Source organism: Gilliamella sp. BG3 (assembly GCF_046635605.1).
GTDB lineage: Bacteria > Pseudomonadota > Gammaproteobacteria > Enterobacterales > Orbaceae > Gilliamella > Gilliamella bombi.
On sequence record NZ_JBIDFE010000001.1, the window covers coordinates 187,790 to 203,937 of the forward strand.

Below are 16,148 nucleotides of genomic sequence, written 5' to 3' on the forward strand. Positions count from 1 at the left end.
AAGCATTATACACCGATAATCACAGAATAAAATTGATATACATCAAAAAATTTATATTTTGAGTTGTTTTTTTACTGCATCACCTATATCGGTAAGGCTTGTTACAACTGTAATACCTGCAGATTGCAATGCTTTAGATTTTTCTACCGCTGTTCCTTTCTTTCCTGAAATAATTGCACCTGCATGCCCCATACGTTTTCCTGATGGAGCTGAAACACCAGCAATATAAGCTATAACAGGTTTAGTCACATGTTTTTTAACATATTCAGCTGCTTCTTCTTCAGCACTACCACCGATTTCACCTATCATTACAATAACTTCAGTTTTAGGATCTTGCTCAAGCAATGCTAAAATAGAAATAAAATCACTACCAGGTATAGGGTCACCTCCTATACCTATACATACGGATTGCCCTAAACCAATATCCGTTGTTTGTTTAACCGCTTCATAAGTTAACGTTCCAGAACGCGAAACAATGCCAACCTTTCCAGCACGATGAATATGTCCAGGCATAATACCAATTTTACATTCATCAGGAACAATAATACCAGGGCAATTTGGTCCAATCATTACGACATCATTTTGTTGTAACTTTGCCTTAACAACAAGCATATCTAGAGTTGGAATACCTTCAGTAATACAGACTATTAGCTTAATGCCTGCATCAATCGCTTCCAAAATAGAATCCTTACCAAATGCTGCTGGTACATAAATAACACTAGCTGTTGCACCAGTTGCAACAATCGCTTCTTTAACAGTATTAAAAACAGGTAAACCTAAATGGGTTGTTCCACCTTTACCTGGCGTCACACCACCAACTAACTTAGTACCATAGGCAAGCGCTTGTTCAGAATGAAAAGTTCCCTGACTACCAGTAAATCCTTGACAGATAACTTTTGTTTCTTTATTAACTAAAATTGACATAATAACTATTCTCCATGCGTCCTATTATTTGGCAACAGCAACAATTTTTTGGGCCGCATCTAGTAAACTTTCGGCAGTAGTAACATTTAATTTACTTTTAGCTAAAATTTCTCGAGCAAGCTGTGCATTGTTACCTTCAAGGCGAACAACAACAGGAACAGTAAGACCTATTTCTTTAATTGCACTGATAATTCCATCGGCGATTAAATCGCAACGAACAATACCACCAAAAATATTAACCAAAATCGCTTTCACGTTTTTGTCAGATAATATTAACTTAAATGCTTCAGCAACACGCTCTTTCGTTGTGCCACCCCCAACGTCCAAAAAGTTAGCAGGCGAACCACCATGTAGTTTAATAATATCCATAGTTGCCATCGCAAGACCTGCACCATTAACCATACAACCAATATTGCCATTTAAAGATACATAGCTAATACCTTGTTTTGCGGCAATTGACTCACGTTCATCTTCTTGAGTTGTGTCCCTTAAAATATTTAAATTAGGATGTCTAAAAATGGCATTATCATCTAACACAACTTTTGCGTCCAAACAAATTAGTTCATCGGAATCAGTAATCACTAATGGATTAACTTCAGCTAATGAAACATCATTTTCTAAAAATAGTTTTGCAAAATTAACAAATAACTTTGTAAATTGATTAATTAATTTACCTGTTAATCCCAATTTGAACGCAAGTTCACGCCCTTGGTAAGCACAGGGACCAGTTAACGGATCAAGTGAAGTTTTATAAATTAAATATGGTGTTTTTTCAGCAACGCTTTCAATATCAACACCACCTTCTGTCGAAGCCATAATTACTACACGCTTGGAACTACGATCAACCACTGCTCCTAAATAAAGTTCTTTCTGAATATTAGACGCTTTTTCAATTAAAATCTTATTAACTGGTTGACCTTTATCGGTGGTTTGATAAGTAACTAGATTTTGCCCTAACCATTTTTCAGCAAATTGCATTATTTCACTATAGTTTTGAGTACAAATAACACCACCAGCTTTACCCCTTCCCCCTGCATGAACTTGACATTTAGCAACCCAAGCTCCTAAATTTGTCCCTGAAGATAATTCAGCTAATGTATCTTGTATTTCACCGATTGAGTTACAAACATACCCTTCAGGTACAGGCAAATTATATTGTTTAAAAAGATATTTAGATTGATACTCATGCAAATTCATAATGAAATTCCACAGCCTAATTTAATATAAAAAATAGGCAATAATTTTAATGCAAGATAAATAAATTGTATAGCACATAATAACTTATGTTCTGTGTAATTTAGAATTATTGCTGATAATAAGTGACAATGATATACTCCTAAAATATTTTAATATCATAGATAGTAAAGGTACAAATATGAAACAAGTTGGTATTTTTTTTGGTAGTGATACAGGTAATACAGAAAATGTAGCAAAGCAAATCCAACTCATTTTAGGTAGTGACAAAGCTGATCTTTTCGACATTGCAAAAGCCACTAAAGAAAACATTGAACAATACGATTACCTATTTTTCGGTATTCCAACTTGGTACTATGGTGAATCTCAAGCTGACTGGGATGACTTTTTTCCCAATTTAGAAAAAATTGATTTTAGTGGTAAAACAGTGGCTATCTTTGGTTGTGGCGATCAAGAAGACTATGCAGAATATTTCTGTGATGCTATGGGAACACTCCGCGATATTATTGAACCTAAAGGAGCAAAAATTGTTGGACACTGGTCAACCGAAGGTTATAGTTTCGAAGCATCTAAAAGCTTAATTGATGACACTCATTTCATTGGTTTAGCCATTGATGAAGATCGTCAACCAGAATTAACTGAAGAACGTATTAACAATTGGGTAAATCAAGTCAAAACAGAAATGAAAATTTAGTCTATTGAATTGATTTCTTTTATTTACCGTACATAGTTCCTATAATGAATTATGATCAATAAATTAATTGGGAAGTAATATGACAAATCATGATAATGATAATAACGAAGCACTCAAAAGTGCTGGTTTAAAGGTTACGTTACCACGATTAAAGATTTTAGAATTATTACGAGATCCTTCATGCCAACACATTACTGTAGAAGATCTTTACAAAAAACTACTTAATATGGGAGAAGAAATTGGACTTGCTACAGTTTACCGTGTTTTGAATCAATTTGATGATGCTGGAATTGTTACTCGTCATAACTTTGAGGGTGGCAAGGCAGTATTTGAACTAGCAACACAACAACATCATAATCATTTAATTTGTTTAGATTGTGGCGAAGTATTTGAATTTCGTGATGATATTATCAATGCTAGACAAAAAGAGATTGCTGAACAATATGGTGTTAATTTAACTTTTCACAGTTTATATCTATATGGCCATTGCCAGTCGGGTGATTGCAAAGCCCATCCCGAACTTCATCACAAAAAATAAGCCTATTCCAATAGGCTTTTTATTTAAAATATATCAATTCATCTTTAGTGCTAGGACAATAATTGAATGAAACAACTTTTAAATTTTATTCCTCTTGTATTCTTTTTTGTATTTCTAACCAAGTATGATATTTTTGTTGGCGTTCAAGCATTAATGATTGCTGCTACCTTGTGTTTTCTTCTTGTTCTAATTTTATATAGAAAATTAGATAAAGTAGAACTAATTTCTTATCTGATGGTTATGGTTTTTGGTGGATTCACACTCTATATGCGTGATCCCAATATTATTAAATGGAAAGTAACTATTATTAATTTCTTATTTGCCTCAGCCCTATTAGTTAGCCAATTTTTTTTCAAAAAAAACCTACTTCAAACAATGTTAGGTAAAGAAATACAACTAGAGACCAACATATGGAATAAATTAAATTTATTATGGATCTTCTTTTTTATATTATGTGGCACCATTAGTTTAGGTGCGACCTATTACATGACAGATGATTTCTTTTGGATATTTAAAGTATTTATTTTACCTGGTGCATCCTTACTATTATCGTTGATATCAGGTATCTATATCTATAAAAATATGAATAAAGATACCGAAAATAAATAAATTGTACATACGGAGTAATTTAGCATGACACAAAATATAGCCCCTAAAGGTCAATTAGTACTTAGAACGCTAGCAATGCCTGCTGACACTAATCCGCATGGTCACATTTTTGGTGGATGGATAATGTCTCAAATGGATCTCGCTGGAGGTATTTTATCAAAAGAAATAGCCAGAAATCGAGTTGTAACCGTTAATGCTAGTAGTATTACATTTTACAAGCCCGCAATGGTAGGAGATGTTGTTTGTTGTTATGCTCATTGCATCAAAACTGGAAAAACCTCTATCACAATTGGTATTGAAGTTTGGGTTAAAAAAGTCATAGATACATCGGATTCAACACAACGGTTTTGCATAACAGATGCCGTATTCACATATGTTTCAGTAGATAAACATAATAATCCAAAACCATTACCTGAAGTATTTCAAAATTATGATTGTACTAAAGATCCAATAACCAAGTTAAACCTAACTGATAGCTAATTAAATATGCAATTTACCTCATTTCATGCATTAATTAGTACTTTGATCTTCCTTATTTATTGGTTGATCATTGTTTCAACAACTTTACGGATTGTCTTTAAGCGAAGACCGACAACTTATGTTATTGCATGGATGCTAGTTATTTATATTTTACCGCTTGTCGGTGTGATTCTTTATTTTTCACTGGGCGAAGCTCACTTGGGTCAGCAACGAGTTAAACGCGCACAAAAAATGCGCCCGACTATTTCCAAGTTTATTAACCAACTAAGTGACTTTCCTGACATATTCACCAACAAAGTTAGCCTAGTCAGCAAACCGATTTTTCAACTTTGTAAACATCAAACTGGTCTTGATGGAATTAATGGCAATCATATTGAGTTACTGAGTGAAACAAACATAATTTTTGACCGTTTAATTGATGATATAAATCATGCGACATCAAATATTGAAATGGTATTTTATATATGGAATGAAGGTGGTCGTGCTGATGATGTCGAGCAAGCTCTTATTCAAGCAACTAAACGAGGTGTAACTTGCCGATTAATGGTTGATTCTGCTGGTAGCAGACATTTTATTAAAAGTAATGCTAGTAAAAGAATGCGTACTGCAGGCATCATCATTGTCGAAGCCTTACAAGTAAATTTACTTCGATTTATGTTTAGGCGGTTAGATTTACGTCAACACCGCAAAGTAGCTATTATCGATAACTATATATCTTATACTGGTAGTATGAATATTGTCGATCCGCGTTTCTTCAAACAAAATAAACATGTTGGCAAATGGGTTGATATCATGGTCAGAATGAATGGCCCTGTTACAACACTCATGGGTGCCTTATATGCCAGTGATTGGGAATTAGAAACTGGCAAATATTTATCACTACCGAAAATCACTGATTTCGCTGAACCACCTGAAGATAATAAACACATTATGCAATTAATAGCATCGGGTCCGGGTTATATGGAAAACATGATCCACCAAGTATTATTAACAGCAATTTATTCGGCACAAGAACAAATTATTTTCACTACACCTTATTTAGTACCAAGTGATGATATTTTACATGCTGTATGCACAGCTGCACAGCGAGGTGTTGAAGTCATCATCATCATTCCTAAAAATAATGACTCATTAATGGTAAAATGGGCAAGTCGAGCATTCTTTTCTGAATTATTAAACGGCGGAGTAAAACTCTATCAATTCAATGATAATTTGCTACATACCAAAAGTGTTTTAATTGACAATCAATTAAGTCTTGTCGGTACTGTCAATTTAGATATGCGCAGTTTGTGGCTTAATTTTGAAATTACAACTGTGATTGATGATGCAGAGTTCGCTAAATCTTTATCAAATCTTTTACAAAAATATTTATCTAATTCAGATGAAATAAACACCAAAGAGTGGAATCAACGCCCTATTTGGCAACGCATTGTCGAGCGGCTTTTTTACTTTTTCGCACCTTTGTTGTAATTATTAACCTATTTTAAACTTATTATGATTACTAACTACTAATAACCATTTTGAGAAACATCAGGCAAAAACTGATTATCCTTTAATCGATAAACATCACTATCAATAGAACCATCAATCTTAAGTGTGATTTCCCGCCAACCTGGTGCATCGTCGCTTGATAATTGAAAATCGTAACATTCAGGTTTAAATTGAAAACAAGTGGAAGGAGTTGAAAATGCCTTACAATTATGCCAAACATAATCTTGTTTTTGATGAATATGTCCCCACCCAATTCCTTTTACATTGGGATGTTTTTGAATAATTTTCTCTAAGTGGTCACTATTTTTTAAAATATGATGATCTAACCAATGGCAACCAGAATTAACTGGATGGTGGTGTAAAAAAACTAATGCATTTCTATTAGGATGTTCAGTTAAAACATTATGTAAAAACTTAAGTTCAGATCCAGACAAAAAACCGTAAGCCTGACCAACAACTTGGCTATTCAATAAAATAATTAGCCATTTATCTCCCAACAAAACTACCTTATTATCAACAAGTTGATAATTTGCAAACACATCTTGCATATACGAATAATTATCATGATTGCCAGCCAGCCACACACAAGGAGTATCAAATTTAATTATTTGTTCCGCAAAACGAGCATAAGCTTTTTTAGAACCATCTTGTACAAAGTCACCAGTTGCTACAATTAAATCAAACTTATTATTACTACGTTCAACTTCATTTATAACCGCTAGAAAACTTGCATTAGAATTAACACCAAGCAATGAAGCATTGTCATCAGCGAAAAGATGAGTATCAGTTATATGTAATATTTTACCGTAATTTTTATTACAGATTGGAAGTTTTAGAAATGACTCCAAAATTCACCCCAATTGTCTATTAATCTATAATCATGGTTAATAATGTCAACAACACAATAGACATTGTGACTGAAAAAACAATTTATTATAAATCCTAGCATTCTATTAAAGTGTAAAATAGTTCTCACATTTATGAAAGAAATAATTAAAAATGATGCCTAAAAAGTTATTTCCACTCTTTTCTTAAGAGCTCATGATTAAGTTCTAGCCACTGAAGCGCAATAATTGATGCAGCATTGTTAATCACTCCATCTTTAACCCATTGATAAGCTTGAGTTCGACTTACTACATGAACTTTAATATCTTCATTTTCTTCGTCAATACCATGAATGCCTTCAGCGGTTGATGAGTCAACTTCACCCACCAAAATGTGCAATTGTTCAGTTAAACCTCCAGGAGATGCTAAATAACTGATGATGGGTTTACATCGACCAATAACAACTCCCGCCTCCTCCATTGCTTCACGTCTTGCTACTTCTTCAAATGATTCATTCTCATGATCCATCATACCTGCAATAAGTTCTAGTATCCAAGGACTATCTTGGGTTTCAATCGCAGCAATCCGGATTTGCTCAATTAGCACAACTTCATCACGTTTTACATCATATGCTAAAAGTACAACCGCATGCCCACGTTCTAAAATTTCACGAGTTACAATCTCACTAATTGAACCATCAAATTTTCGATATTGAAAACGATATTCAAGCAAAGAAAAAAAACCTTTATACAAGATTCGTTTTGTTAAATTAAACACATCATTTTTGTCAAAATTTACCAGACTGTTTTTAATTTTCATATAAAATCTCAAATTTAAGTTGAATTTGAATAAAAAGTGCGAATGACACACAAACTATACTTACTATATACTAATTATCTGTTAAAATTACGCTATTAAAAATACTACTATATTTTAATGATTTTTAAAGAGAAGATTGATGAAAAAAACCTTAACCTTTTTAATTGGCTTAGCGTTAAGCCAATCTGTCTTTGCTGAAAATTTGATACAAGTTTATGAACAAGCAAAAGAAACTAACCCAGATCTACGCAGTTCATTAGCTGAAAAAAATAAAGCATACGCAGCAATTTCAGGTTCTCGTGCAAGTTTACTACCACAAGTTGGTTTAAGTGCTTCCTACGGTGTTACTCATGGTCGACGTGATACAAGTGGTGTAAAATCTAAAAGCGGCAACTTATACCAAGTCGCAGTATCTCAAAGCATTTTTAATTTCTCAAATTGGAAAGCCTTAGATATTACTAAAAAACAAGCAAGTATTGCTGATATTGCCTATCAATACCAAGGTCAAACATTAATCTTAAATACTTCTGTCGCTTATTTTAATGTATTAAAAGCACTTGATGCATTAAGCTTTATTGATGCACAGAAAAAAGCAATTGGCCGTCAGTTAGAACAAACTCGTCAACAACATCAAGTTGGTTTAGTAGCAATCACTGATGTACAAAACGCTCAAGCCAATTATGACTTAACTGTTGCACAACAAGTTAATGCATTAAATGATCTAAATAATGCCATTGAAGCACTGCGCCAAGTAAGTGGTCGTTTTTATTCAAGTTTAGCAAGTGTCAATACCAATACATTTAAAACAGAATCACCAGCACAAATCAGCGCACTGTTAAAACAATCTGAAAAATCTAATCTTAATTTATTAACAATGAGGTTAAATCAAGACATAGCGCGTGAACAAATCAAACTCTCACAGGCGGGACATTTACCTACAGCAAGTTTAGATGCATCAACTAATTTGAATAAAACTGATAGATACGGTAATAGCGTAGGGACTGGCGCTCATGGTAAATCTTATTCAGGGAATAACTATGTTGGCGTCAGTGTAAACCTACCTATCTTTTCAGGTGGTGCAACAATGTCTAAAGTTGAGCAAGCACAACAAAATTACGTCAGTTTTAGCGAAAAATTAGAAAGTACCAATCGAGGTGTAATTAATCAAGTTCGCTCATCATACAATAATATTTCATCATCAATAAGTGCCATCAAAGCTTATCAACAAGCGGTAGTTTCTGCACAAAGTTCATTAGAAGCAACCAATTCTGGTTATCAAGTAGGAACAAGAACAATTGTCGACGTATTAACTGCAACAACTCAACTATACAGTTCTAAACGAAATTTATCAGATGCAAAATATAACTATTTAACCAGTTTACTACAATTAAAATATGCAGTAGGAACCTTAACTGCCAACGATTTAGTTTATTTAAACAATATGTTAGGTAAAGAAGTGAGCACTTTAGTGACGATAAAATAACTATTGGTTCTTTTATGACAACTGTTAAAAAAGGCGAGCAAATCGCCTTTTTTATTATGTATAAAAAACACACCTATTACGATATTGCATTCAACACAAATTCAATAAATGCTTTTAGTTTTGGTGGTTGCTGACGATCAGCAGCACAAATCATATTAAGCGGCTTGGCAGGTGGTAAAAATTTTTGTAATATGGGAAATAATTTTTTCTGCTTAATTGGTTCTTGTAACATAGATTCTGGCAACATGGTGATACCTAGTCCTTTAATCGCAGCTATCGCTAACGCTGAAGTCTGATTACTTTTAAATGTCCCTAATATAGGAATATTAACTATTTCACCATTAATCATAAACGACCAAACATGATCTTTTTTATTCTGATTCACATATTGGTAAATCAAGCATTGATGCTTTTTCAAATCATCAGGTATTAATGGAACACCATATTGCGCTAAATAATCTGGTGAGGCAGCAAAAATAAGTTGATGAGGATTAAGTTTACGAGCAATAAGCCCTGAATCACTCAAATCACCAATCCGAAAAGCGATATCAAAACCGTCCTTAATTAAATCGACATAACGATCACTTAATTGTATATCGACACTAATTTGGGGATAACACTTCATAAAACTACTAATTAATGGCACTAAAGTAAAATTACCAAAAGTAAATGGTGTACTAATTCTAAGCACACCACTAGGTTTATCTAAAAACTGTTGCGCAAGCATAGAGGTGGCTTTAACTTCACCTAAAATACTCACACAGCGCTCATAATACTACTTACCAAATTCGGTAAGATTTTGTGAACGTGTTGTTCGATTAAGTAACTTTAACCCTAATTGCGTTTCTAAAAAAAGAATATATTTCGCAACCATTTGCGGAGAGGTATTTAATGAGATAGATGCCGATGCAAATGAACCTGTCTTCACAGTCAATACAAAAGCCTTTGGAATGGCAACACATTTTCAAACAAAAAAATTAAGGGGTAAGTGTTTTTTAAATTCAACGGGAGGCAAGTAGCCTAACGAAGAATGTAATCGTTTATGATTATACCAATAGGCATAAGCCGAAAAAGCGCGTTGTAACTCAGCCGTTGAGTTGAAACGTTGGCCTTTTACAAATTCCGTTTTAATTGTTTTAAATGTCGCTTCCGCTACCGCATTGTCATAAGGACATCCTTTCTTGCTTAATGAATGCGTGATATTAAATGTCTTAAAACACGCCTCTAATAACCGATTATCAAACTCTTTGCCTCGGTCTGAATGAAATAAATCCAATTTTGATAATGGCAGTTTAATTTGGCTTAATGCCGACATAACAAGCTCTGCTGTTTTATGTTGACCAACATGATAACCGACAATTTGCCTATCGGATAAGTTCACTAAAACACATAAATAGTTCCAACGTTGCTTAACTTGAATATAGGTTAAATCCGCAACAACAATTTGTTTTTTATCACCGACATCAAATTGTCGTTGCAGGTGATTTTCTGTGGCGGTTTCATTCACTTCCGTATTGTGATTTTCGCCCTATTATCAGTGCTGCTTGCTTTAAAATATCGTTTTCCATACGGAGCTGTTTAAGCTCTTTACGCAATGCGATTAACTCTTGTTCTTGTGGACTGCGATTATCTTTTGTTTTAAATGAGCCGCTTTGGCTTGCTTGCGTTATCCAACGGTCCAAAGCTGATGGTGTCAAATCATATTCGGCAACGATTTCACTACGTGATTTACCATGTTGATAAAGACTGACCATTTGGTGTTTAAAATCATCTGTGAATGTTCGTCTTTTGCGTTTAATCTTATTCATATTTGTTCCTTTTTTAGTTGTGATAAGTTTACCTTACCCCTTAAAAAAGTTGTATGAATTAGTGTAGCCGATCCAATCTTGATAAATCTAGAGTAGTTAAAGTTTTTAATGCGATTCTCGCAAAAGATGTTATTAAAGATGCAAAACCCAATGATAAATCAGATAGGAGAGCAATTCCTATAGCTGGAGATGACTTAGCTGCCAAACAAATTATTTTCACTCTACTAGAAAGTAGAGGCTATGATTATGTTGATGTAGGCACTTTATCAAACAGTTGGCGGTTTGAGCGTGCAAAGCCTGCTTATTGCGTACCATTAAATCTTCAACAGTTAAATGATGCTATTGCACAAACAACAAGAGAATTTGAAGTACCACACAATTCATGGCAAACAAAAAACAAATAATCAATGAATAAAAGTATTAACAAACAGAAATAATACTAGACTCCTATTATCATGATAGGAGTGCTTACCTCACATTAAGTAATTTAAATGAACCGAACACCAACAAAAATTTAAAATATTAGAGAAAATAAAAATGACCAATACACATAAAAAATATACCGCCATAACCGGTGCTAGTTCAGGCATAGGTTATGCAGCCGCTATTGTTTTTGCAAAACGAAATAAAAACCTTATTGTTATTGCAAGAAGAAAAGAAAATTTGGAACTTTTACAACAAGAAATTGCAAAATTGCCCCAGCATTAGACGTAATTATAAAACTTTGTGATTTATCACAACCAACCAACGCTTATTCCCTTTTTAATGATTTAGACAGCTATTTTATTGAAACATGGATTAATAATGCCGGTTTTGGTCATTACGGCAGTGTTAGCGATCAAGATTTAGGAAAAATCGAATCAATGCTTCATTTAAATATTGAAGTCCTAACGATTTTTTCAACACTGTATGTACGTAAATATCAAAATGAACCCGAAACACAACTAATAAACATCTCCTCCCGAGGCGGGTATACTCTCGTTCCTAATGCGGTAACTTATTGCGCAACAAAATTCTATGTCAATGCTTTTACTGAAGGGCTAGCACAGGAATTAAAGCAAGCTAACGCACAATTAACCGCAAAGGTATTGGCTCCCGCTGCAACAAAAACGGAATTTGGTGAAAAAGCCAATAATGTTAGTGAATACAACTACGATGCAACTTTTACAAAGTACCATACAGCAAAGCAAATGGCCGAATTTTTACTGGCTTTATACGATAGCAACAAAATTATTGGTGAGATTAATACTAAAGATTTCTCTTTTTCACTAAAAGACAGCATATTTCCTTATTCAGGAAATCCGTCAGAAAATCAAAAGTAAGAAAATAATGAATTTACAAGTAATGTTAAACCAAACAGTAAAATATGAATTTTAACAAAATTGAGCTTTGGCAATCGTTATTTTGATTGCCAATTTCAGGATAAAAAGAAAAATATAGCATATTGATTTAAAGTGAAATTTTATTTACTTCGATCAAAAAATGGTGTTTAAATGAAATTGGGCGCCAGATATGGAATAGGTTTCTAAGTGTAAACGGAAAGGCTTTTATAGGCTTTTTAAAAAGTTTAAGCAACCAACCATCAGTACCCTCAAACGACATAAATTCAAAACTGGAATGGCAACATATTTATAATAAAAAAACAGCCCCAAAAAACAAAAGCTACAATTATTTATCAAATAAGCAAATTTTATACTGAAACGCATAGTTTCCTGAAACATCTTAACAAGCGTATTAACTTGTTAAGATGTGACTTCTATAATAAAGGTATCAATTACGAAATTCGCATTCCTGGTTTAGCACCACTATCTGGTGATAGTAGGTACACACCTTCATCATCACCTTTACCACTCGCACAAAGCACCATACCTTCAGAAATACCAAAGCGCATTTTACGAGGAGCTAAGTTAGCAATCATAATAGTTAAACGCCCAATTAACACCTCTGGGTCAGGATAAAACTGCTTGATACCTGAAAACACATTACGGGTTTCGTCACCAATATCAAGTGTTAATTGAAGTAATTTATCGGATCCTTCGACAAAGCAAGCATGTTTAATTAAAGCAACGCGCATATCGACTTTAGCAAAATCATCAAAATTAATCGTGTCAGCGATAGGCTCTGCAACTTTAGGTTTTGTCGGTTGGGCTAATGCAGCTTGTTGTTTTGTTTCTTCAATCATGTTTGTAATTTTATCCATATCAATACGATTAAATAAAGCTTTAAACTGATTAATTTTATGACTTGTTAAAGCATTATCAATTTCATTCCATTCTAATTTGCTATTTAAAAATGCTTCTGTACGTTCAGCCAATGAAGGCACAATTGGTTTTAAATAGGTCATTAAGATGCGGAATAAGTGAATTCCCATTGAGCAAATATCTTGCAACACTTGATCTTGCCCTTCTTGTTTAGCAACCACCCAAGGCGCCTTTTCGTCAATATAGCGGTTAGCTTCGTCAGCAAGTGCCATAATTTCACGAATTGCCTTGCCTGATTCGCGTTGTTCAAAATAGTCAGCAATCACTTCTGCTTTTTCAACAAACAAGGAATACAGTTCAGGCTCTGCCACTTTATCTGATAATTTGCCGTCAAAGCGTTTATAAATAAATCCAGCTGAACGTGAAGCAATATTAACGACCTTGTTGACTAAATCACTGTTTACACGCTGAACAAAGTCTTCTAAATTTAAATCAATATCATCGATGTGTGATGATAGTTTAGCGGCATAATAATAACGCAAACAATCAGGATCTAAATGTTTTAGATAGGTACTTGCTTGAATAAAAGTACCTCGCGACTTAGACATTTTTGCGCCGTCAACAGTTACATAACCATGCACAAAAATATTCGATGGTTTGCGATGTTCGCTACCTTCAAGCATTGCTGGCCAAAATAAGCTGTGGAAATAAACAATATCTTTACCAATGAAGTGATACAGTTCTGTATTTGAATTTTTGTCCCAAAACTCATCAAAAATTGGTTTATTTTGTTTATTACAGTAATTTAAGAAAGATCCCATATAACCAATTGGCGCATCTAACCAAACGTAAAAATACTTACCTGGAGCATCGGGGATCTCAAATCCAAAATAAGGTGCATCACGGCTAATATCCCACGGTTGTAAGCCTGATTCGAACCATTCTTGCATTTTATTAGCAACTTGATCTTGTAATGTTCCTGAGCGAATCCACTCTTGTAACATAGTTGAAAAAGCCGGAAGATCGAAAAAGAAATGTTCAGACTCTTTTAAAATTGGTGTCGCCCCCGAAACCACAGATTTAGGATTAATTAAATCAATCGGATTGTAAGTTGCACTACACACTTCACAGTTATCGCCATATTGATCTGGGGCTTTACAACGTGGACAAGTACCTTTTACAAAGCGATCTGGTAAAAACATCTGTTTTTCAGGATCGAATAGCTGTGAAATAACTTTAGTTTTAATATAACCATTCGCTTTCAAACGTTTATAAATTTGCTCTGATATCTCACGATTTTCTGGGCTATGTGTTGAATGGTAATTATCATAACTAATATTAAAGCCAGAAAAATCACGTTGATGTTCGGTTTTAACTTCACTAATCATTTGCTCTGGAGTAATCCCCAATTGCTGAGCCTTGAGCATAATTGGCGTGCCATGGGCATCATCAGCACAAATAAAATAGATCTCATTACCACGCATACGTTGATAGCGTACCCATACATCAGCTTGAATGTGTTCTAGCATATGACCTAAGTGAATTGCACCATTGGCATAAGGAAGTGCACAAGTCACCAATATTTTGCGTTGAGTTGTCATGTTGATTTATTACCCTTTTTTACATAATGGCAGAAATAGTACATCAATCGTGGGATTATCGCTAGATTTATGCCATAATTTGATAAAATTTATATACTCAATTCATATTTCAAAACAGAAAATAATCATTTTTTATGAGGGTAAACCAATTTACTGTTTACCACCTTATTATTTAAGGTATTTTACGCTTTTAATGCAAGGTAATTGAAAATAAAACGAGTATAAATACTAAGGCATAAAGAGATAACCACAATGAACACTGAAGTAAAAAAAATTCTTGAAAATTTTATTCATTCAACTCTACAAAAAAATTTACTTGAACTCGATGCAATAAAAAAATGCGAAATAGTTAATCACCACTTAACTATAAATTTAACAATGCCTTTCGCTTGGCAATCTACTTTTGAAGAATTGAAAAAAATAACCACTCCAAAATTGCTTAAACTTAACAGCGTTAATGAAGTTGACTGGCATATTGAATATAAAATTGCTACTTTAAAACGTGCTAATAACCAAAATGCCATTAATAATATAAAAAACATTATCGCAATAAGCTCAGGAAAAGGCGGTGTGGGCAAATCATCAACAGCGGTCAATCTTGCGCTAGCTTTACAAAAACAAGGCGCTAAAGTGGGGATCTTAGATGCAGATATTTATGGTCCCTCGATCCCAACCATGCTAGGTACAGAAAACCAGCAACCCTTAACACCCGATAATAAACATATGACACCAATCATGGCATATGGGCTTGCTAGTAATTCCATTGGTTATTTAGTTGATCCTAATGGTGCCATGGTATGGCGTGGACCTATGGCAAGTAAAGCACTATTACAGATTTTACAAGATACGCTTTGGCCAGAACTCGACTATCTTGTCATTGATATGCCTCCAGGCACAGGGGATATCCAATTAACCCTAGCGCAAAACATTCCAGTTACTGCTGCTGTGATTATCACAACTCCTCAAGATATTGCTTTAATCGATGCAAAAAAAGGTATTACCATGTTTAATAAAGTAAACATACCAACACTAGGAATTATTGAAAACATGAGTTACCACATTTGCGAACATTGTGGACATCATGAGGCCATCTTTGGTGAAGGTGGTGCTAAACATTTAGCTGAGCAATATCAAACCAAATTGCTAGGGCAAATTCCACTTCAAAAAATGTTACGCCAAGATCTTGATACAGGAAAGCCCACTGTCATTAACCACCCTGATAGCGAATTTAGCCAACTTTATTATCAAATTGCAGGCAGTATTGCTAGTGAGTTATATTGGCAAGGTGAAGCGATTTTGCCTGATATTGCTTTTAAGACATTGTAACTTAAAAATCCAGCTATTGGCTGTAAAAACAGCCAATACTAGGGGCTGTTGATCTTTGCTGTACATAAATTACTCAACAATACATTGGCAGCCACATTAACATAAATGCCAGTGATACCATACTGGCATAATTCCTTTCTAACTTATCGTATCTA

General features: G+C 34.1%; 14 protein-coding genes and 3 pseudogenes. 8 read left to right on the forward strand and 9 right to left on the reverse strand.

Annotation, left to right across the window (positions count from 1 at the left end; translation table 11 throughout):
- Window positions 1-51 precede the first annotated feature (51 nt).
- Together sucD and sucC are read right to left on the reverse strand one after the other, a co-directional pair.
- On the reverse strand, window positions 52-924 hold the full coding sequence (gene sucD / locus ACGH6S_RS00885; RefSeq protein WP_411578174.1) for a succinate--CoA ligase subunit alpha: 873 nt from the start codon (window positions 922-924) through the stop codon (window positions 52-54).
- Window positions 925-948: 24 nt separating this feature from the next.
- On the reverse strand, window positions 949-2,121 hold the full coding sequence (gene sucC / locus ACGH6S_RS00890; RefSeq protein WP_174798598.1) for an ADP-forming succinate--CoA ligase subunit beta: 1,173 nt from the start codon (window positions 2,119-2,121) through the stop codon (window positions 949-951).
- A gap of 178 nt (window positions 2,122-2,299) precedes the next feature.
- Here sucC and fldA point away from each other — a divergent pair, with 178 nt between their 5' ends.
- From fldA to cls, 5 genes are all read left to right on the forward strand, one after another.
- Window positions 2,300-2,812, forward strand: a complete 513-nt coding sequence (gene fldA, locus ACGH6S_RS00895; RefSeq protein ID WP_034909753.1) for a flavodoxin FldA — start codon at window positions 2,300-2,302, stop codon at window positions 2,810-2,812.
- 79 nt (window positions 2,813-2,891) lie between these two features.
- Entirely contained in the window at window positions 2,892-3,350 is a 459-nt protein-coding gene (fur, locus tag ACGH6S_RS00900; protein ID WP_034909755.1) for a ferric iron uptake transcriptional regulator, read from the forward strand.
- Window positions 3,351-3,416: 66 nt separating this feature from the next.
- A complete protein-coding gene (locus ACGH6S_RS00905; RefSeq protein ID WP_065610175.1) occupies window positions 3,417-3,959 on the forward strand; it encodes an inner membrane-spanning protein YciB in 543 nt (180 codons plus the stop codon).
- A gap of 24 nt (window positions 3,960-3,983) precedes the next feature.
- Window positions 3,984-4,439, forward strand: a complete 456-nt coding sequence (gene yciA / locus ACGH6S_RS00910; protein WP_065560601.1) for an acyl-CoA thioester hydrolase YciA — start codon at window positions 3,984-3,986, stop codon at window positions 4,437-4,439.
- Between the two features lie 6 nt (window positions 4,440-4,445).
- Window positions 4,446-5,909 carry a cardiolipin synthase gene (cls, locus tag ACGH6S_RS00915; protein ID WP_411578175.1) on the forward strand — a complete coding sequence of 488 codons (1,464 nt, stop codon included), beginning with the start codon at window positions 4,446-4,448 and terminating at the stop codon, window positions 5,907-5,909.
- Between the two features lie 38 nt (window positions 5,910-5,947).
- Here cls and cpdA read toward each other — a convergent pair whose 3' ends face one another.
- Both cpdA and nudF read right to left on the reverse strand, forming a co-directional pair.
- The gene (gene cpdA / locus ACGH6S_RS00920) at window positions 5,948-6,778 is read right to left on the reverse strand and encodes a 3',5'-cyclic-AMP phosphodiesterase (RefSeq protein ID WP_411578176.1); all 831 of its coding nucleotides are present in this window, start codon (window positions 6,776-6,778) and stop codon (window positions 5,948-5,950) included.
- A 166-nt stretch (window positions 6,779-6,944) separates the two neighbouring features.
- Window positions 6,945-7,574 carry an ADP-ribose diphosphatase gene (gene nudF / locus ACGH6S_RS00925; protein WP_411578177.1) on the reverse strand — a complete coding sequence of 210 codons (630 nt, stop codon included), beginning with the start codon at window positions 7,572-7,574 and terminating at the stop codon, window positions 6,945-6,947.
- Window positions 7,575-7,713: 139 nt separating this feature from the next.
- Here nudF and tolC point away from each other — a divergent pair, with 139 nt between their 5' ends.
- Window positions 7,714-9,057 carry an outer membrane channel protein TolC gene (tolC, locus tag ACGH6S_RS00930; RefSeq protein WP_174798603.1) on the forward strand — a complete coding sequence of 448 codons (1,344 nt, stop codon included), beginning with the start codon at window positions 7,714-7,716 and terminating at the stop codon, window positions 9,055-9,057.
- A 76-nt stretch (window positions 9,058-9,133) separates the two neighbouring features.
- On the opposite strand, the gene ACGH6S_RS00935 is transcribed toward tolC, so the two are convergent.
- From ACGH6S_RS00935 to ACGH6S_RS00945, 3 genes and pseudogenes are all read right to left on the reverse strand, one after another.
- A complete protein-coding gene (locus tag ACGH6S_RS00935; protein ID WP_411578178.1) occupies window positions 9,134-9,817 on the reverse strand; it encodes a LysR substrate-binding domain-containing protein in 684 nt (227 codons plus the stop codon).
- Between the two features lie 15 nt (window positions 9,818-9,832).
- Window positions 9,833-9,991, reverse strand: coding sequence for a LysR family transcriptional regulator (locus ACGH6S_RS00940; RefSeq protein WP_411578179.1), 159 nt, complete (start codon window positions 9,989-9,991; stop codon window positions 9,833-9,835).
- 30 nt (window positions 9,992-10,021) lie between these two features.
- Window positions 10,022-10,856, reverse strand: a pseudogene (locus ACGH6S_RS00945) (IS3 family transposase).
- 546 nt (window positions 10,857-11,402) lie between these two features.
- On the opposite strand from ACGH6S_RS00945, the pseudogene ACGH6S_RS00950 reads away from it, so the two are divergent.
- Window positions 11,403-12,187, forward strand: a pseudogene (locus tag ACGH6S_RS00950) (SDR family NAD(P)-dependent oxidoreductase).
- A gap of 452 nt (window positions 12,188-12,639) precedes the next feature.
- Here the strand turns inward: ACGH6S_RS00950 and metG are convergent.
- On the reverse strand, window positions 12,640-14,667 hold the full coding sequence (gene metG / locus ACGH6S_RS00955; RefSeq protein ID WP_411578180.1) for a methionine--tRNA ligase: 2,028 nt from the start codon (window positions 14,665-14,667) through the stop codon (window positions 12,640-12,642).
- A 252-nt stretch (window positions 14,668-14,919) separates the two neighbouring features.
- On the opposite strand from metG, the gene apbC reads away from it, so the two are divergent.
- Complete coding sequence (gene apbC / locus ACGH6S_RS00960) at window positions 14,920-15,993, forward strand: iron-sulfur cluster carrier protein ApbC (protein ID WP_411578181.1); 1,074 nt, start codon at window positions 14,920-14,922, stop codon at window positions 15,991-15,993.
- A 73-nt stretch (window positions 15,994-16,066) separates the two neighbouring features.
- Here apbC and ACGH6S_RS00965 read toward each other — a convergent pair.
- A pseudogene (locus ACGH6S_RS00965) lies at window positions 16,067-16,148 on the reverse strand (IS5/IS1182 family transposase); the annotation flags it as partial.